The sequence below is a fragment of the Mycobacterium kyogaense genome (assembly GCF_036946525.1).
Classification (GTDB): Bacteria; Actinomycetota; Actinomycetes; order Mycobacteriales; family Mycobacteriaceae; genus Mycobacterium; species Mycobacterium kyogaense_A.
This window is the reverse complement of record NZ_JAQIIY010000008.1, coordinates 50009-67921: the sequence shown is the minus strand read 5'-3', so window position 1 is coordinate 67921 and position 17913 is coordinate 50009. Positions and strand designations below refer to the sequence as shown.

The 17913-nt window shown below is 70.0% G+C and carries 15 protein-coding genes; 4 read left to right on the top strand and 11 right to left on the bottom strand.

What is annotated here, in order from left to right; translation table 11 throughout:
• The first annotated feature begins 190 nt into the window (after nucleotides 1-190).
• A complete protein-coding gene (locus PGN37_RS06190; protein WP_335330149.1) occupies nucleotides 191-856 on the top strand; it encodes a hypothetical protein in 666 nt (221 codons plus the stop codon).
• Between the two features lie 25 nt (nucleotides 857-881).
• Here the strand turns inward: PGN37_RS06190 and PGN37_RS06185 are convergent, their stop codons facing one another.
• Nucleotides 882-3233 carry a Tex family protein gene (locus tag PGN37_RS06185; RefSeq protein ID WP_335330148.1) on the bottom strand — a complete coding sequence of 784 codons (2352 nt, stop codon included), beginning with the start codon at nucleotides 3231-3233 and terminating at the stop codon, nucleotides 882-884.
• 62 nt (nucleotides 3234-3295) lie between these two features.
• The gene (locus PGN37_RS06180; RefSeq protein WP_335330147.1) at nucleotides 3296-4084 is read right to left on the bottom strand and encodes a SigB/SigF/SigG family RNA polymerase sigma factor; all 789 of its coding nucleotides are present in this window, start codon (nucleotides 4082-4084) and stop codon (nucleotides 3296-3298) included.
• A gap of 241 nt (nucleotides 4085-4325) precedes the next feature.
• Here PGN37_RS06180 and PGN37_RS06175 point away from each other — a divergent pair, with 241 nt between their 5' ends.
• Nucleotides 4326-4985: a UdgX family uracil-DNA binding protein gene (locus PGN37_RS06175; protein ID WP_335330146.1), complete on the top strand. Its 660-nt coding sequence runs from the start codon at nucleotides 4326-4328 to the stop codon at nucleotides 4983-4985.
• A gap of 36 nt (nucleotides 4986-5021) precedes the next feature.
• Complete coding sequence (locus tag PGN37_RS06170) at nucleotides 5022-6131, top strand: Rv2629 family ribosome hibernation factor (RefSeq protein ID WP_335330145.1); 1110 nt, start codon at nucleotides 5022-5024, stop codon at nucleotides 6129-6131.
• Here the strand turns inward: PGN37_RS06170 and PGN37_RS06165 are convergent.
• Nucleotides 6128-7930 carry a CheR family methyltransferase gene (locus PGN37_RS06165; RefSeq protein WP_442932870.1) on the bottom strand — a complete coding sequence of 601 codons (1803 nt, stop codon included), beginning with the start codon at nucleotides 7928-7930 and terminating at the stop codon, nucleotides 6128-6130. The genes PGN37_RS06170 and PGN37_RS06165 overlap by 4 nt on opposite strands.
• A 236-nt stretch (nucleotides 7931-8166) precedes the next feature.
• On the opposite strand from PGN37_RS06165, the gene phoU reads away from it, so the two are divergent.
• Nucleotides 8167-8832, top strand: a complete 666-nt coding sequence (gene phoU / locus PGN37_RS06160; protein WP_335330143.1) for a phosphate signaling complex protein PhoU — start codon at nucleotides 8167-8169, stop codon at nucleotides 8830-8832.
• 11 nt (nucleotides 8833-8843) lie between these two features.
• Here the strand turns inward: phoU and PGN37_RS06155 are convergent, their stop codons facing one another.
• From PGN37_RS06155 to PGN37_RS06120, 8 genes are read right to left on the bottom strand one after another with little or no spacing between them, the layout of a single operon-like run.
• Nucleotides 8844-10145, bottom strand: coding sequence for a UDP-glucose dehydrogenase family protein (locus PGN37_RS06155; protein WP_335330142.1), 1302 nt, complete (start codon nucleotides 10143-10145; stop codon nucleotides 8844-8846).
• Complete coding sequence (locus tag PGN37_RS06150) at nucleotides 10142-11092, bottom strand: glycosyltransferase family 9 protein (RefSeq protein WP_335330141.1); 951 nt, start codon at nucleotides 11090-11092, stop codon at nucleotides 10142-10144. Before PGN37_RS06150 ends, PGN37_RS06155 begins: the two co-directional genes overlap by 4 nt.
• Complete coding sequence (locus PGN37_RS06145) at nucleotides 11083-11787, bottom strand: SDR family oxidoreductase (protein ID WP_335330140.1); 705 nt, start codon at nucleotides 11785-11787, stop codon at nucleotides 11083-11085. Before PGN37_RS06145 ends, PGN37_RS06150 begins: the two co-directional genes overlap by 10 nt.
• Nucleotides 11784-13178, bottom strand: coding sequence for a D-glycero-beta-D-manno-heptose 1-phosphate adenylyltransferase (gene rfaE2 / locus PGN37_RS06140; RefSeq protein WP_335330139.1), 1395 nt, complete (start codon nucleotides 13176-13178; stop codon nucleotides 11784-11786). The genes PGN37_RS06145 and rfaE2 overlap by 4 nt, the downstream gene beginning before the upstream one ends.
• Nucleotides 13168-13743: a D-sedoheptulose-7-phosphate isomerase gene (locus PGN37_RS06135; RefSeq protein ID WP_335330138.1), complete on the bottom strand. Its 576-nt coding sequence runs from the start codon at nucleotides 13741-13743 to the stop codon at nucleotides 13168-13170. Before PGN37_RS06135 ends, rfaE2 begins: the two co-directional genes overlap by 11 nt.
• Nucleotides 13740-14762 carry a glycosyltransferase family 9 protein gene (locus PGN37_RS06130; RefSeq protein WP_335330137.1) on the bottom strand — a complete coding sequence of 341 codons (1023 nt, stop codon included), beginning with the start codon at nucleotides 14760-14762 and terminating at the stop codon, nucleotides 13740-13742. Before PGN37_RS06130 ends, PGN37_RS06135 begins: the two co-directional genes overlap by 4 nt.
• Nucleotides 14759-16255: an HAD-IIIA family hydrolase gene (locus PGN37_RS06125; protein WP_335330136.1), complete on the bottom strand. Its 1497-nt coding sequence runs from the start codon at nucleotides 16253-16255 to the stop codon at nucleotides 14759-14761. Before PGN37_RS06125 ends, PGN37_RS06130 begins: the two co-directional genes overlap by 4 nt.
• Nucleotides 16252-17910, bottom strand: coding sequence for a carbamoyltransferase family protein (locus PGN37_RS06120; RefSeq protein WP_335330135.1), 1659 nt, complete (start codon nucleotides 17908-17910; stop codon nucleotides 16252-16254). The genes PGN37_RS06125 and PGN37_RS06120 overlap by 4 nt, the downstream gene beginning before the upstream one ends.
• Nucleotides 17911-17913: the final 3 nt, after the last annotated feature.

Below are 17913 nucleotides of genomic sequence, written 5' to 3'. Positions count from 1 at the left end.
CATAACCGGTGTTACACCGGCCACAGGAGGCGCCGACGAGGAGCCTAACGCCGACGGCGAGATCTCGCGCGCCGAGCGCGTGACCAGGGATTTCGCGCCCCCTTACGGCTATCGGGCTCGCCGGCCGTGACGAGCGGGCGCTGTGCCGAATTTGCTGGACACCCCCGATGGCGCGGTAAGGTGCAGGCCCGTGGGCAGACACCGCTTAGCTACTAAGCGCCGTCCTCGGTGGGCGGCGTCGTCGGCTGCCGTCGCTGTGCCCGCGCTGGCGTTGCTCTGCTCCGGCGCGGATTCGATCCGCACCCCGCAATCAACCACCGTCGAGCCCCTCGCGACGGCGCCGTGCTGCGCCTCGGTCATCGCTCTCGCGTCGCCGATCGCGGAGTACCGCAGCATCCCCGCCGACGAGGGCCTGCGGCTCGCCAGCTCGCGGTCGATGCACCGCACTCTCGACGCTGCGCTGCCCGGCACCGTTGGCTCCGAGGCGGGCATGCAGGTGAAGACCATCTTGGTGGCCCGAGCAGTCAGCGCGATCTTCCCGGAGATCCAGAGCATCGGCGGGGTGCGCCCCGACTCGCTGCGCTGGCATCCCGACGGCCTGGCGGTCGACGTGATGATCCCCGATTACAGCTCCCCCGAAGGCATCGCTCTCGGCGACTCCATCGTGGCGTTCGCGTTGAGCAACGCCGACCGGCTCGGGGTGGCGCACGTGATCTGGCGGCAGACGATGTATCCGACGCACGGCGCCCCGCATGGCATGACCGATCTCGGCTCCGACAACGCCAACCACTACAACCACGTGCACATCGCCACGCTGGGCGGCGGCTATCCCGCCGGCCCCGTCTATCTCGGCTGAGCGAGCGGAGTGAGCCGGGCGGGTGTCACCGCCCGAAGCCGGCGGCGCGTAGAGCGTCCGCCATGGACCCACCCGCGCTGCTGCTTCCCTTCTTCTGGGTTCCCGCTTCGCGTCGCGGCCGCTGCTCGGACCCACGCCGCGGTGCCTGCCGCGGACCCGACTCCTTGCGCGGCGCACGGGTCTTCTCGTCGAGCCGCAAAGTCAACCCGATCCGCTGACGCTCCACGTCGACGGAGACCACCTTCACCTTGACCACCTGGCCCGAGCGCACCACCTCGTGCGGGTCCGACACATAGCGATCGGACATGGCGGAGACGTGGACCAGTCCGTCCTGGTGCACTCCGACATCGACGAAGGCACCGAACGCGGCGACGTTGGTCACCACACCTTCGAGGATCATCCCCTCTTTGAGGTCGGCCACCTTCTCCACGCCCGCGGCGAAACTCGCCGTGGTGAACTCGGGCCGGGGGTCGCGGCCGGGCTTCTCGAGTTCGGCGAGGATATCGGTCACGGTGGGCACGCCGAACCGCTCGTCGGCGATCTCGGTGGGCCGAACCGATTGCAGCGCACGCTGATTGCCGATGATCTCGGCCAGACTCACCCCTGCCCGATCGAGAATGCGGTGCACCACCGGGTAGGACTCCGGGTGCACGCCGGAGCTGTCGAGCGGATCCTCACCGTCGCGGATCCGGAGGAAGCCGGCGCACTGCTCGAACGCTTTGGGGCCGAGACGCGGAACCTCCAGTAGCGCGCGACGGCTACGGAAGGGACCGGTGCGGTCCCGGTGCGAGACGATCGACTCGGCGAGCGTCTCGGTGATACCGGACACCCGGGCCAGCAGGGGTACCGAGGCCGTGTTCACGTCCACGCCGACCGCGTTCACGGCGTCCTCGACCACGGCGCCAAGACTGCGGGCCAGGATGCCGGGGGTCACGTCGTGCTGGTACTGGCCGACACCGATGGACTTGGGTTCGATCTTGACCAGCTCAGCCAGCGGATCCTGAAGCCGCCGCGCGATGGACACCGCTCCGCGCAGCGTGACGTCGAGTTCGGGCAGCTCGTGTGCGGCGTAGGCCGACGCCGAGTACACCGAGGCGCCTGCTTCGCTGACGACGGCCTTGGTGGGTGCCGCCGCACCGGCTGCCCGGATGTCGGCGATCAATTCGGTTGCGAGCGCATCGGTTTCGCGGGATGCGGTGCCGTTGCCGATGGCGATCAGCTCGACACCGTGCCGCGCGACCAATGCGGCCAGAGAAGCCTTGGCGGTGTCCCACTGTTTCTGCGGCTGGTGCGGGAACACGGCGCAGGTCTCGAGCACCTTGCCGGTACCGTCGACGACGGCCACCTTGACCCCCGTCCGGAAACCGGGGTCAAGACCGAGTGTGGTGCGGTTGCCGGCCGGGGCGGCGAGCAGCAGGTCCTTCAAGTTGCGGGCGAACACCGTGACCGCGTCTGCTTCGGCACGCAGACGCAACCGGACCCGCGCGTCCACCGATGCCGACACCGACAGCCGCGTACGCCAGGCGAACCCGACGACGCCGGCCAGCCACGAGGTGGCGGCAGAGCCCGCGGTCAGGTCCACATCGAGGGCGCGGGCGATCATGGCCTGGTACTCGGCCTCGTCGCCGCCGTCGACGGTCAGTGCGAGCACCTCTTCTTTCTCGCCGCGCAGAACCGCGAGCACCCGGTGTGACGGCATCGCGGTCAGCGGCTCGGCGAAGTCGAAGTAGTCGGAGAATTTCTGCGCCTTCGGCGTCGCCGCAACGGCGTCGGAGGCAGCGCGCGTGCGCACCGTGCCGTGCTGCCAGAACTGCTCGCGCACCTGGCCGACCAGTTCGGCGTTCTCGGCGGCCCGCTCGACGAGGATGTGCCGGGCTCCGTCGAGCGCTGCGGCGGCGTCTGACACCGCGGCCCCGACGAACTCCGCGGCGACCTGCTCGGGAGCCAGCGTGGGATCGGCGAGCAACCGATCGGCCAGTGGTTCGAGCCCGGCTTCGCGCGCGATCTGCGCTTTGGTCCTGCGCTTGGGCTTATAGGGAAGATAGATGTCCTCGACGCGGGCCTTGGTGTCGGCGGCCATCAGCGCGTCGGCGAGAGCGTCTGTCAGCTTGCCCTGCTCGCGGATCGAGGTGATCACCGCGTCGCGGCGTTCGTCGAGCTCGCGCAGGTAGGTCAGCCGATCGGCGAGGGTGCGCAGTTGACCGTCGTCGAGACTGCCGGTGACTTCTTTGCGGTAGCGGGCGATGAACGGCACGGTCGCGCCCTCGTCCAGCAATCGAACCGCGGCGCTGACCTGCCCTTCGGCGACCTCCAGTTCTGCAGCGAGACGGGCGGTTACGGATTTCGGGCGGCGAATCGTTGCAGAGCTCGTTGTCACGGCGCAGACCCTACCGAACCGACCCGACAACACCGCGCCGCACACGGGCGCGTGTTCTTCGGTCAGGCCACCTTCGTCTGCGGGCGATCATCGAGCATGCCGTCGCGAAGCCGACGCAGTGACTGGCTGAGCAGCCGGGACACGTGCATCTGCGAGATACCCATCTGTTCGGCGATCTCGCTCTGTGTCAGCGACTCGAAGAAGCGCAGCACGATGATCCGGTTCTCCCGGGCAGGCAGCAACTCGAGCTGTGCGCGCAGCGCGTCGCGGTCCTCGACGAAGCTGATCCCGGGATCGGGCTGGCCGAGCCGGTCGGCCAACGTGGGCCCGTCGTCCTCGTCGCGCGATGTGGTGTAGTCCAACGACCGCGGCTTGAAACCCGCTGCAGCGGTGAGTGTTTCGACGACTTCCTGGTGATCGACCCCGAGCGCGTCAGCGAGCTCTCGTGCCGTCGGGGCCCGCCCCAGCCGCTGGGTCAGCTCAGCGGTGAGCGGGCCGATCGCCGGATAGAGGTCTTTGAGGCGGCGCGGCACGTTCACCGACCAGCTGCAATCGCGAAAATAGCGTTTGACCTCACCCATCATGGTGGGAATGGCGTAGGAGAGAAACTCGGGGCCGGCTGTGGGATCGAACCGGTTCACCGCGTTCATCAATCCGACGCGCGCCACCTGGACGAGGTCGTCGTGCGTTTCGCCGCGCCGGTCGTAGCGGCGGGCGATGCGTTCGGCGATGGGCAGGCACTGCTCGATGATGCGGGTGCGCAGCCGCTCCCGCTGCGGCGAATCATCCGGGAGTCCATGCAGAGCGATGAAGAGGTCGTGCAGAGTCGCGGTGTCGGGGTCGTGTGTCATTCTCGGGCGCCTCCTGTGCAGTACGTCGTCAGAGGCGGGCGGCTTCGGTGTTGAACCATCCGCGCGAAGGGCCGAGGACCCTCCTCGGACAAGTATGTCCTGTTTGCGTGACTTCGCTCGGGCGATGGTGACGACTTCGCAAAGTGGCCCCGACGACGTCGCAGGATCCCCCACGCGGCGGGGAACGCTTCGTAGGACGGACTTCTCGTGATGTCCTCCGCGCGGTGGGTACCCCGACGGCATGCCCTCCCGTGCGCCCACGGTCACCGCCGCCGACTTCCTGCCGTCGAGCACCGACCTCGACGATCTCGCAGCCGCGGCAGGTGCCTGTCGCGGCTGCGATCTGTTCTCCGACGCCACCCAGACCGTTTTCGGTGAAGGACCGGCCGGGGCGCGGATGATGCTCGTCGGTGAACAGCCCGGCGATCAGGAGGATCGCAGCGGTGAACCTTTCGTCGGTCCTGCCGGGCGGTTGCTCGACACGGCGCTGCGCGAAGCGGGTATCGACCGCGAACCGCTCTATGTGACCAACGCCGTCAAGCACTTCAAGTTCGTGCCCGCCGAACGCGGCACCCGCCGCATCCACAAGACGCCCAGTCGCACCGAGGTGGTCTCGTGCCGGCCGTGGCTGCTCGCCGAACTGGATGCGGTGGCCCCGGAGGTGATCGTGTGCCTCGGCGCGACGGCGGCGAAGTCATTGCTGGGCAACGATTTCAGACTCACCGCCCACCGCGGTGAGGTGTTGCGGCTTCCGGGCGACGTCAGCGCGAGAAACGATCCCGCCGTCGTCGCGACCCTGCATCCGTCGGCCGTACTGCGCGGCCCCGCGGAGGCGCGGGAGGACTCTCTGGCGTCGCTGGTCTCCGATCTCCGGGTCGCCGCGGGTCAGCTGCGCAGGTGATCGTTTGTGCCGGTGTGCGCCGGGCATCCCGCCGATATGCAGCCCACCAGATTTCGTACCTTGATCGACGCACCGGGGCCCTTCGCTTCCGTCTGCGTCGAGGACAGTCACAACACCGCTGACGCCGCCAAGCAGGCCGAATTGCGCTGGCGCGCCATCGAGGAGGACCTCATGAGCCAAGGCGCGGACGACGCATTGGTCGGCACGGTCCGCACCACTCTCACCGGCGCGCCGGTCACGGTGGGCCGCGGCGGCCGCGCGGTGATCGCCACGCGCGCCGCAGTCCATCTCGATCAGCGGCTCATCAGACCGCCAGATGCGACGATCGTGCGGCTGTCACCCCTGCCCTACCTGGTGCCCATCGTCGTGCACGGCGTCGACGACCCGCCGTATCTGACGGTGGCCGTCGACCACGCCGGGGCCGACATCACCGTCCACCGGGCCGGGCGCACCCACGCGACGACCGTCGACGGCGACCGCTATCCGGTGCACAAGGCCGCGGGAGCCGAGAACGCAGGCTACGGTGACCCGCAGAGGACAGCCGAGGGCGCCCGCACGAAGAACGTTCAAGAGGTCGCCGACGAGGTGACTGCGGCCGTCGACGACGCCGATCCGGACTTTGTGTTCGTCGTCGGCGAGATACGCTCCCGAGCCGATCTGCTGGCCGTCCTGCCGCAGCGGGTTGCCGAGAGGGCGGTCGAGGTGAACGCCGGAGCGCGGGGCAGCGTCGACGTCGACGCTCTGGCCCACGACATCGACACCCGGTTACGCTTGCGCCGGGTCGAGCTCATCGATACCGCAGCACAACGCTTTTCAGGAGAGATCAACCGCGAATCCGGGCTTGCCACCGAAGGCCTCGCCGGGGTGTGCGCGGCCCTGCGCGAGGGTGCGGTCGAGACCTTGATCATCGGGGATCTCGGCGAATCCACCGTGGTCATCGGGGAATCGGCGTTGACCGTCGCCCCTACCCCGGAGGTGCTCTCCGAGCTGGGCACTGCAGCGAGGACCACGGTGCGCGCCGACGAGGCACTCCCCTTCGCCGCGGTGGCCATCGACGCCGATCTCATCGGCATGGATGAGCGGCTGAGCCCGCGGGAGGGCGTCGCCGCGATCCTGCGCTACGCCCCGCGCACACCGGCCTCCTAGTCGTTCTGCTCGGTCACCCGCATCAGCAGCAGCGCCCCGTTGACCGCGCCGTCGGCGGATCGAAATGCCGAGCACGACACGAGCACTCGCGCGTCGCGTCCGCGCCGGGTGACGGCGTCGACGGTCGTCTCCTCGAGTACGTCGGGATCGACGAAGACCTGCCCGATCAGCGGCTTCAGCGCCTCGATGGGGAGCCCGACGTCGAGATCTGCGAACGGCCGGCCGATCACCTCGTCGGCGCGCAGCCCCCACAGTTCCTCGCAGCCACGGTTCCACACCAGCACCTGGGTCTGCCGGTCCACCACCGTCAGACCGAACCGTACGGAGGTGATCAGCGAGTCGAGAAACGCTGTGGTCTCGTCGAGTTCGAGGCTGCTCTCGCGCAGCGCATCGTTGATCGTGTGCAACTCGTCGTTGGTGGACTGCAGCTCCTCGTTCATGGTCTCGAGCTCTTCGTTGGTGGACTGCAGCTCTTCGTTGGTGGTCTCGAGTTCCTCGACCGTCGACTGCAGCTCTTCGTTGGTGGTCTCGAGTTCCTCGTTGGTCGACTGCAGCTCCTCGTAGGCGGTTTCGAGCCGGCTGTTGGTGAGGACCACCTTGTCGAGCAGCGCGCGGGTTGCGGTCACGTCGAAGAACACGATCGAGATGCCGACCAGCCCGTTCTGCCCGTCGACCAGAGGGTTGACGTGGATCTCGAACCAGATGTCGTCGGTGCCGGGACGCTGCCAGGTGACGTCGGGGATGCGGGCCGACCGTCGTTCCACCTTCGCCTGCTCGACGTAGCCGCGTAGCTCGACCGGACGGTAGGACACCTCGAGGTCGCGCAGGAGCCGACCGATGTCGCGGCCCGACAGCCCGAACGTGGCCTCGGCCTGCTGGTTGACCATTGCCACGGTGTCGTCCCCCGTGACGACGATCTGCGCCACCGGGCTGGCGTGGAAGGCGAGGTCGCGGATCGAGTCCAGCGCCGACACCTCGTAGCGGCGATCGCCGAACGCGGGTGACCGGTAGGACGCGACCGCGTCGACCGATGACGGCGACTTCCGGAAGAAGCGGTGCTTGAGGTTGATCGGGGTGAAGCGATCGGTGTGGCTGAGCAGCATCTCGGCGTGCCCGAGAAACAGCACGCCGCGCGGGGCGAGGGAAAAGTGCAGCCTGCTGAGCACGTTGGCCTGGGTGTCGGCGTTGAAGTACATCAACGTGTTACGGCACACGAGCAGGTCGACCCGGGAGATCGGGGCGTCGTTGACCAGATCGTTGCGGCCGAAGATCACCGAGCGGCGCAGATCTTTGCGCAGCACGTGACGCCCGTTGACCGGATCGAAATACCGTTCGAGCAGCGGCGGCGGCACCGATTCCACCGCGCGCGCGTCGTAGGAGGCCATCCGTGCCTCGGTCAGCGCCTCCTCGTCGACGTCGGTGGCGTAGATCTTGACGCGTTGGCGGAAGTCGTCGACTCCCATCGCCTCGGCCAGCAGCATCGCGAGCGTGTACGCCTCCTGGCCTGATGCGCAGCCGGCGCTCCAGATGCGGATCGGGTCACCGGGACCGCGCTGCGCCAGCATCGCCGGAATCACCTCGTCGCGGACGTAGTCCCACGCCTCCATGTCGCGGAAGAAGCTCGTCACGTTGATCAGGATCGTGTTGAACAGTGCCGAGAACTCGTCGGCGCTGGCCTGCAGAGCGTCGAGGTACTCCTCGAAAGTGCTGTAGCCGGCTTGTTCCATGCGGTGTCGCACGCGCCGCATCAGCGAGGTGCGCTTGTATCCGGTGAAGTCGAACCCGCGTGCGTCGCGCAGATAGCGGAGAAGATCTTCGAAAGTCTCGGCTTCGTTATTGGGATCGCTGCCGGTGGTATCGCCGCCGTTGCCATTGCTGCCGTTGCTATCGCTCACACATCACCTAGCCGGAACATCCGCGGGTACCAATCTTCAGTCGGAGCCGTTCGACACGGAGGAATTTACTCGCATCGAAAGGAGGTTTGGCGTCGACTCGTTCGGGTAATGGTCGCGCATCGGTCGATCTCGAGGTGCCCATGCGCAACGAATTCCACGACACACTGGACTCTCTGGTGAGCGATCTCGCCGAGATGTGCGATCGCGCCTCGGCCATGATGCAGTCGGCCACGGTCGCGCTGCTCGACGCTGACGCCGCCCGGGCGCAGCGGTTACGTGGGGATCTTCGTGACTTGACGTCGCTCGGGGCGTCGGTCAACGACCGCGCCCTGCGACTGTTGGCCCTACAGGCGCCCGTGGCACGGGATCTGCGGACCGTGGTGGCGGCCCTGCACATCGGCGCCGACGCCGACCGAATGGGCGCGTTGGCGTCGCATGTCGGCCGTGCCGCGGCGCGGAATCACCCGGAGCGTGCGACGCCCGCGGAGATCGCCGATCTGTTCACCGAGATGGGCGCGACGGCGGTGCGGATGGCCGACGAGGCACGCGACGCGGTCCGTTCGCTCGACGCGGCGCTGGCCGAACGGATCTGCGCGGACGACGAACGGATGGACGCGCTGCACCGTGAGCTGTTCGGGCGGGTCGCGGCACCGCAGTGGCGGCACGGGCCGATGGTCGCGGCAGACATGGTGCTGCTGGGCCGGTTCTACGAACGCTTCGCCGACCACGCCGTCGAGATCGCCCGACGCGTCTACTTCCAGTCCACCGGCGTGGCGATGGAAGCGGATCCGGCGCGCCCGGCCTAGAGACCGTCGGCCTAGAAACCGTCGGCCCGGCCGTTGCCCAGGTAGCGCAGCCCCGCCGCAGTGACGGCCGAGGGGTCGAGCAGGTTGCGGGTGTCGGCCACCACTGCGGCGGGCGCGCCGTCGGCGATCGCCGTCCAGTCCAGGTCCCGGAACTGGGGCCATTCGGTCAGCACGACGACGGCGTCGGCCTCCTTCGCCGCCCGGTACGGATCGTCGACGCCGGTGACTCCTGCGGCGTCGAGCACCGCCGGATCGATGGCATGCAGTTGCGGGTCGTGACCGTAGACGTGGGCGCCGGCGGCAGCGAGGTGGGCGCTGACCGCCAGCGCGGGCGAGTCGCGGGTGTCGCTGGTCGCCGCCTTGAATGTCAGCCCCAGCAGGGTGATCCGGGAACCGTCGACCGCACACGGCATCGCCTGCTGCAGAGCGGCGAGGATACGGGCGGGCTGAGCGGCGTTGGTGTGGCGCGCCGCTTCCACTTCGGCCACGGCGATTCCGCGTTCGCGTGCCGAATGCACCAGCGCTGCTGTGTCTTTGGGCAGGCAGGAGCCACCCCAGCCGGGTCCGGGCTGCAGGAAGCCGGCGCCGATGCGCGCGTCGGCGCCCATGCAGGCGGTCACGTCGCCGACGTCGGCGCCGAAGGAGTGGCAGAGCTGGGCAAGGGAATTGGTGTAGGACAGCTTGACAGCCAGGAAGGCGTTGCTCGCGTACTTGGCCAGTTCGGCGCTTTCCGGGCTCATGCGCAGCACCGTGGCGGGGTCGGCACCGTAGGCGGCGCACACCGCCGCGGCATCGGAGTCGGAGTCCGCTCCCACGACCACGCGGTCGGGGTGGGTGAAGTCGGCGATCGCGCGGCCTTCCCGCAGGAACTCGGGGCTCGTCACCACGCCGATCCCGCGGCGACGCAGGCGCGAGGCGATTCGCCGTGTGGTGCCCACCGGAACGGTGGATTTCACGGTGACGACGGCCCCTGACCGCATGACGTCGGCAAGCTGTGTGGTGGCAGCGTCGAGCGCGTGGAGATCGGCGGCGCCGTCGGGGCCGCTGGGGGTCGAGACGCAGACGAACACGACGTCGCGGTCCGCCAGCGCCTCGTGATCGGTGCTGAAGGCGAGGCGGCCGGAGTCCAGCATGCGAGTCAGCAGTGCAGGCAGGTCGGCCTCGTCGATGATCGGAACGCCCGACGCGAGGGTCGCCACCTTGCGCTCGTCGATGTCGACGGCGACGACGTCGTGGTGGCGGGCCAGGCAGACCGCTGTGGTGAGGCCGACGTAGCCGACGCCGACCACACCGATGCGCAACGAGGTGGTCACCGGCAGGCCACCAGGGCGGCTCGGGCGGCGTCGAGCACCCGCGGCACCGTCAGCAGCAGCAGGCCCGCGTCGGGCACGTCGCTGTGCGGGTCGCCGCGATCACCGGCCCACAGTGTGACGTGGCGGCCGTCGCCGCGGGGCCCCCACAGCGCCGGCGGGGTGGGGCCGAACAGCAGGACCGACGGGGTGCCTGTGGCGGTGGCCACGTGTCCCACGCCGGTGTCGCCGCAGATCAGCAGCGCGCAGTCGCTGATCAGGGCGACCAGTGCGAGCAGTCCCGGGGTGGGCCAGATGGCCGAGCGGGGCAGACCTGCCTTGCGCACCACGGTCTGCACGAGGTCCGCTTCGGCCGGCGAGCCGGTGACCACGATTCGGTGCCCCTCGCCGGCCAGGGCCGCGGCCACCGCGGCGAACCGATGCGGCGGCCATTGCCGCGATGGGGCGGCCGCACCGGGATGGATCACCACCGTCCCCCTGTTGTCGTCATAACCCTCCGGGCGGTCTACCGTGAGATCGTCTGCGCGGCAATCGATCCCGGCCCAATGCAGAAGTGCGCACCAGCGGTCCACCTCGTGAAGGTCGGCCCGCCACGGCGGCCCCGCGATGGCGGGGTGGGCGTCGTGGTGATGGGTCAGTAGTTGAGCGGGCCGCAGCGCCAACAGCGCGCTGATGCTCTGCGGTCCCCTGCCGTGCAGGTTGACCGCCAGGTCGGGTTCACTGGGTGCTTCGCGAAGGGGGCCCAGGCCGGGGGTGTCGACGACGTCGTCGACCGCACCGGAGAGCAGCGCCAACTCGAGGTACTGCTGCGGCGCGGCGAGCAGAATACGCGCATCGGGATAGCGTCGGCGCAGCCCGCGCAGCGCGGGAATCCCGGTCAGCAGATCACCGAGCCCGAGCGCACGCAACACGACGATCGTGCGCGGCTGCTCGGAAACGCTTACGGCCACGAGGATTCCGTCGACGCGCACACGACGAGTTCGCGGATCTCGCAGCCCGGCGGCTGCGTCAGCGCGACCAGCACGGTCGCCGCAACGTCGGCAGGCTGGCTGAGGACGGCGTCTGCGGGCGGCTTGTACTGTTCGGTGCGCCCGTCGAAGAACGGGGTGTGCATGCCACCCGGAATCAGCAGGGTCACCCCGATCTCGCCGGCCAACTCGGCGGCCAGCGCACGCGTGAAGCCGACGACGCCGAACTTCGAGGCGCAGTACGCGGTGGCGTCGCTGACCGCTTTGATGCCCAGTGTCGAGGCCACCGTGACGATACGACTCCGCCCGGTTTTCAGGTACGGCAGGGCGGACCGGATGACGGCAGCAGTGCCGAGCAGGTTGACGACGACGACCTGCTCCCACTCCTTGGCCGGCACGTCGCGCAGGGTGCCGCACGAGTCGATGCCGGCGGCGGTGAACACGCCGTCGATCTGCCCGCCGGCCTGGTCGGCCAGGCTGGCAACCGCGGCGTCGACGGCGTCGGTGTCGGCGAGGTCGGCGCACACGTGTGCCACATCGCCGGTCGGGCGGGCCCGGTCCAATACCAGGGGCGTACCGCCCTGTGCGGCAACCGCGTCCACGACGGCGGCGCCGAGGCCGGAGGCACCACCGGTGATCAGGACGGCACCGGGCGAGCGGGTGGTGGGATCGGTCATGAGCTTCCTTTCACATGGCCTGAACGCGCGGCGGCGATCAGGGTGGACGAGGAGTAACCGGCGACCATCGGCACGATCACGACGTCTCCGCCGTGGCGGGTCACCACGTCGGTCTCCGGCAGGGCGTCGGCGGTGTAGTCGCCGCCCTTGACCCAGATGTCGGGGCGCAAGGTGGCCAGGATGCGCTCGGGGGTCGCTTCGTCGAAGATGGCCACCGCGTCGACGCACGCGAGTGCCATCAGCACACAGGCGCGGTCCTCGGCGGTCATCACGGGCCGGCTCGGGCCTTTGAGCGCCCGCACCGATTCGTCGGAGTTGATGACGACGATCAGTGCATCACCCAATTCCCTTGCCGTGCGCAGCAACCGGATGTGGCCGGTGTGCAGTAGGTCGAAGCATCCGCCGGTGGCCACGACGGTGCGTCCGTCGGCGCGCAGCCGGTCGGCCAGCGCGACGGCGTCCGGTTCTGAGTCGGTGAGCGGGCTGCCGTGGGCGGCGGGGACGGGGGTCGATACCCCGGCGGCACCGCCGGCAGCGACGAACCGGGCGGCGGCGTCCACCGCGGACGTCACGGCGGCGACGGTGTCGGCGCCCCGGGCCAGCGCGTCGGTGACGGCGACGGCGAAGCGGTCCCCCGCGCCGCAGGTGTCCTCGCGGACCGTGCCCGTCGCGGCGAGGGTGGGGGTGCCGATGTGTGTGCGGGAACCGTCCGCACCGCACACGCGCGCACCCCGCGCGCCCAGCGTCACGCACACGGCGTCGACCTGCCAGCGCTCGCACAATACCTCCTCGACGCGGTGGCCGGAGCCACAGAAATGTTGTGCCTCAGCGTCGTTCGGCGTCACCACTCGGCAACCGGGGACTGGCTCGGCCCCTCGCGGGTGCGGGTCCCACACCACCGGGGTGATCACCGCCGCGGCGGTCAGTGCCTCCCGCAGCGCCGGCAGTGCCGCCATCCCCCGCCCGTAGTCGGCCACGCAGATCGCACTGGCGGCGCACAGCGCGTCGGCAACCGCCTGCGGCAGCGGGCCGGGGATCGGAACGGCGTCGCCGCGGTCGATGCGCACCAGTGATTGCCCGCCGGCGCGCACCCGCGTCTTGGTGACGGTGGCTCCGCGCATCGGCAGGGCGAGCACTCGCACGCCGGCCGACGCCAGCAGATCCGAGAGTTCTCGGCTCGCCGCATCATCTGCGACCCCGGTGATCAGTATGACGTGCTCGTGGGTGCGCGCGGCCAGGAGAGCGGCCAGACCCGCACCGCCCGGTCGATGCCAGCCGCGCTCGACGTCGACGACGGGCACCGGCGCTTCGGGGCTGAGTCGCGTTGCGCTGCCGTCGATGTCGACGTCGAGCAGGGTGTCACCGACCACGACCAGAGGCTTACCGCTCATGAGCGCACCCCCCGAGGATGCGTTCGTCGACAGCCATGCACAGCGCGTGCACCAGCAACAAATGCACCTCCTGCACCGTCGCGGTCGTCGGCGCGTCGACACAGATCGCCTCGGTGCAGGTGGCGGCCAGCGGGTTGGGCGCCGGGCCGGTGAGCGCCCAGCTCGTCATCCCGATTTCGTGGGCGGCCTTGACCGCGGTCAGCACGTTCTGGCTGGTGCCGCTGGTCGAGAGGGTGACGAGCACGTCACCCGGGCGGCCGTGGGCGCGTACCCCGCGGGCGAAGATCTCGTCGCCGCCGTAGTCGTTGACCACCGCGGTCAGCGCCGAGGTGTCGGCGTGCAGCGCGATCGCCGAGAGTGGCTGCCGTTCGTCGGCGAACCGGCCCACCAATTCGGCGGTCAGGTGTTGCGCTTCGGCGGCGCTGCCACCGTTGCCGCACGCGAGCAGTCGGCCGCCGCCGGTGAGAACGCCGGCGAGCTGTGCGCCCCACGTCTGTACCTGACCGATCTCTGCGCTCGTGCGTCTCACGGCGCCGATCAGGTCGTCGAAATGCGTTGCGATCACGATGATCTCCTTCCGATGGCCTGCACTGCCTCCAGCAGCGCGCTGTCGGTGATGTCGTCCAGGCACGTGTGGCGCTGCAGTGGGCATACGCGGGCGCGGCTGGCGCGGCACGGCGCGTGCTGGTCGCCCAGGATGGTGACGGGCACTCCGTAGGGGGCCCACTGGGCGGCGGGGACGACGGGGGCGAACAGCGACACCACCGGCGTGCCGACGGCGGCGGCCAGGTGCGCGGCTGCGGTGTTGGGCGCGATCACCACCCGCGCCTCGGCGAGGACGGCGGCCAGTTGGGCCAGCGTGGTGGCGCCGCCGAGGTCGACGGCGCCGGCGCCGGCGACATGCGCGGTGAGGTCGGTCTCGTCGGGGCCGCCGGTGACGACCACGCGATGACCGGCGGTGACGAGTGCGGCGACCATCGCGCGGCTGCGGCCCGCGCCGGGCCGGCGGGCGGGAACCGCAGCACCCGGGTGGAACACCACGTACTCCCCCGCACCGATACGGCGTCGAAGCGACGTGGACGTGCGCTCCACCCCAGTCACCCGCAAACCGCCCGTATCACCCTGTGGCAGGGCGCATCCCGCAGCCTGACTCAGGGACAGCGCGCGCAGTGGCTCCGGGATGTCGTCGTCGACGTGGTGACGCAGGTCGAGCAGGCTGCCCGGGTAGTCGACGCTGATGGCCCCCACCCATCCGATGTCGGCCATCCGGCACAGCAGTGCCAGCGGCAGTGGCGACTGGTGGAACGAGGTGAAGATGTAGGCCCGCTCCGGGGCCACGTCGCGCAGGCGCTTGAGCAGATCGTCGGCGTGCGCGGCCGTCAGATCCGGGGAGTCGAAATCCACCCACGGCGCCTGCCAGTCGATGATCTCGTCGACCCCGGGCAGCAGTTCGGCGGCCGCGCGGCCGCGAGGCCCGGCGAGCATCACCACCCGGTCGTGGCGGTCGGCGACCGCTCGGATCGCGGGACCGGTGATCAGGACGTCGCCCGCACTGTCGAGACGGGCCACCACGGCGGTGCTCATCGTGTCTCCCCCAGCACCAGCTCCACCGCCGCCGCCAGCGTGGGCGCCACCGCGGCCCGGGGATCCGTCCGGGCGGCGGATATCTCGGCCACCAGCGTCCGGCCGGTGGGTACCAGGATGGCCCGTGCGCCGGCGGCCAGCGCGGCACCGACATCGCCGCCGGTGTCGCCGATCATCACGCACCGCCGTGGCGGCACTCCGAGAGCGGCGGCTGCTGCCAGCACCATGCCGGGAGCGGGTTTACGGCAGGTGCAACCGTCGTCCTCGCCGTGCAGGCACACCTGCCAGCTGTCGAACGGGCCGAGGCGATCGGCCACTTCGGTGTTCACCTGCCCCACCTGCTCGGGGGTGATAAGTCCGCGAGCGACACCGGACTGGTTGGTCGCTACGGCGAGCAGCAGTCCGCGGCGGCGCAGGCGGTCGAGAGCGTGGCGAGCGCCGGGCACCGGCTGGACCCCGCGCGGGTCGCCGAGATAGGGGCCGTCGGCGATCAGGGTGTCGTCTCGGTCGAACAGCACTGCCAGCGGCGGCTCGGCGTTCGCGCTGCGGTGTTGCCATTCGCCGGCGAGGCGGTGCCACACGGCCAGCGGCGGGATCAGCACGCTGGTCACCACGATCGGGCCGAGCTCGGCCAGAGTGCGTGAGTTCGCGCGGTGCCGGCGGGTGGCGAACTGTGCGGTCAAACCCACCCACACCAGCGCGGCGCCCGCTGCCGTCCGGCGGTGTCGCGCTGCGGCTGCCAGCGCGGCGGTGGCGAGCGCACCGGTGGCAGCGATGTGGGCGGGCAGCCGTCCGCGCCCTTCGCCGATCCGGTCGCGCCACCGACGCCCGAACTTGCGCCGCATCAACGCGTTGTCGCGGTTGCCGGTCTGTACTCGCAGCGCTGTCCGCCACGTCGCCGGAGCGACCGGGTGCAGGCAGCGTCGGCTTCCGCGTTCGATCCGGTGGCCCGCTGCGGTGATACGCAGGGCGATGTCGGAGTCTTCACGGTAGGCACGCGGGAAGCGGTGATCGAAGCCGCCGGATTCGACCAGCACGTCACGTCGGTAGGCCATGTCGGCGGTGATCCACTGCGCGGTCGCCAACCGCAGGGTGCGGTGCTCGTCATCGGTGGGGCGACCGTCGGCCTCCCGCGGCACCTCGAGGAGTCCCTGCGAGCCGGCCGCGGCCGTCGAATCAGCGGTCGCGAGGTCGTGCTCCAACGCGGAAAGCCATGTGGCGGTGGGCATGACGTCGTCATCGAGGAAGCACACCCATCGTGTCGCCGCAGCACGCCAGCCGACATTGCGCGCCGCGGCGGGTCCGCGTCCCCCGCTGTGCAGCACCGTGACCGGGAGGTCGCACTGCAGCTCCATGCTGTGTGTGCCGGGTCGGTCGTCGACGACGACGAGCTGGGCCGGCCGGGGACCTTCACCGCGGTCGAGCGCGGTGATGAGGGGCTGCAGAGAGGACCGACCGATGGTCGGGATCACGATGGTGGCGTCGAGGGTCATCGGCGGCGCCGAATCACGAAGGGCCCCAGCACGAGCACGTCGATAGGGGCGCTGCCGAAGCATTCGAGCGCGTCGACGGGGCTGTCGACCATCGGCCTGCCCGCGGTGTTGAAGCTGGTGTTGACGAGCACGGGCACACCGGTGCATCGGGCGAAGTGTCCGATGGTCGCGTGCAGCAGCGGCAGGCTCTCGTCGACGGTCTGCACCCGCGCGGTCCCGTCGACGTGAGTCACGGCGGGGATGCGGTCACGCCAGGCGTCGGCGACATCGTGGACGAACAGCATGTAGGGGCTGGGCAGCGGGCCTCGGGTGAAGATCTCGCCGGCCCGGTCCGCCAGCACCATCGGAGCCACCGGGCGGAACTGCTCGCGCCCCTTGACGTCGTTGAGCCGTTCCAGATTGTCGAGCCGGCGCGGGTCCGCCAGCAGTGAACGCCCGCCCAGCGCGCGGGGCCCGAACTCCGAGCGGCCCTGGAACCAGCCGACGAGCTGGTTGTCGGCCAGCGCCTCCCCGACGGTGCGTGCGAGGTCGTGAGGCTGTTCGTAGGGCACTGCGGCACGGTCGAGGATGGCCCGGATCTCCCCGTCGGACCATTCCCGCCCCAGTTGCGCCGACGTCATCGGGGCGATCGGTTCGCCGTGGTCGGCGGCGAGGCCGAGGGCGGCGCCCAATGCCGTGCCCGAATCTCCCGCGGCGGGCTGCACCCAGATGTGGTCGAAACCGCTCTCAGCGTACAGACGGGTGTTGGCAACGCAATTGAGCGCGACACCGCCCGCGAGACACAAAGAGTCGCTGTCGACGCGCGCGCGCAGCCAGGATGCCAGGTCCAGCAGCACCTCTTCGACGACGAACTGCACGCTGCACGCGAGGTCGGCGTGCACCGGCTCCGGCCTGGCCAGCGCCCCGCCCTTCTCGCCGGTACCGGCGACGCGCACGGGCGCGAAGTCGGTCCAGGTGATCGGCTCGGTACGGAAGCCGCCGTCAGGGCAGGCGTACACCCGCTCGCGCATCGCGTCGATGAATCGCGGGCTGCCGTAGGAGCCCATCGCCATCACCTTGTATTCGTCGCTGGACCTGGTGAAACCCAGGTGCTCGGTGAGGCTTTCGTAGAGCAGGCCCAGTGAGTGCGGCAGGTCCTGGGTGGCCAGCACGTCCACCTTGTGGTCGCGGTAGACACCGGCCAGCATCGAGGTCCGTTCCCCGCGGCCGTCGACGACCAGCACCGCGCTGTCGGGGTGCGGCGACGCCAGCGCGGTGGACGCGGCGTGGGCGACGTGGTGACGGACATGGCGCACCACGGCCGGGTCGAGGCCCGGCAGCGCAGCGGCCAGGAATCGCGGGGCGCGCTGCGCATAGAGCGTGCGCAGGTACTCCCAGTCGCGGTCGAGACCTTCGGTCAGCCCGGATTCGTCGGCCATCAGCGCCGGGTCGTAGGAGTACCCGACCGCATCCAGGTCGGCCGCCTCGATGCCGGCGTGCGCTAGGCACCAGCGGGCCGCGGCGACAGGGAGTTCCCAGGTGGAGAACGGCACCGCCTGCTTGCCGTGCTTGCGGCGGGAGAACCGCTCTTCTTCTGCGGCGGCGACGATCTCGCCGTCGATGACCAGGGCGGCGGCCGGATCGTGGAAGACCGCATTGATTCCGAGGATTCGCATCGT

Coding starts and splice junctions, on each gene's coding strand:
- phoU (WP_335330143.1), top strand. CDS start 8,167: ATGCGCAACGAATTCCACGACACACTGGACTCTCTGGTGAGCGATCTC.
- PGN37_RS06170 (WP_335330145.1), top strand. CDS start 5,022: ATGCAGCCCACCAGATTTCGTACCTTGATCGACGCACCGGGGCCCTTC.
- rfaE2 (WP_335330139.1), bottom strand. CDS start 13,178: ATGAGCGGTAAGCCTCTGGTCGTGGTCGGTGACACCCTGCTCGACGTC.
- PGN37_RS06130 (WP_335330137.1), bottom strand. CDS start 14,762: ATGAGCACCGCCGTGGTGGCCCGTCTCGACAGTGCGGGCGACGTCCTG.
- PGN37_RS06145 (WP_335330140.1), bottom strand. CDS start 11,787: ATGACCGATCCCACCACCCGCTCGCCCGGTGCCGTCCTGATCACCGGT.
- PGN37_RS06180 (WP_335330147.1), bottom strand. CDS start 4,084: ATGACACACGACCCCGACACCGCGACTCTGCACGACCTCTTCATCGCT.
- PGN37_RS06125 (WP_335330136.1), bottom strand. CDS start 16,255: ATGACCCTCGACGCCACCATCGTGATCCCGACCATCGGTCGGTCCTCT.
- PGN37_RS06120 (WP_335330135.1), bottom strand. CDS start 17,910: ATGCGAATCCTCGGAATCAATGCGGTCTTCCACGATCCGGCCGCCGCC.
- PGN37_RS06175 (WP_335330146.1), top strand. CDS start 4,326: ATGCCCTCCCGTGCGCCCACGGTCACCGCCGCCGACTTCCTGCCGTCG.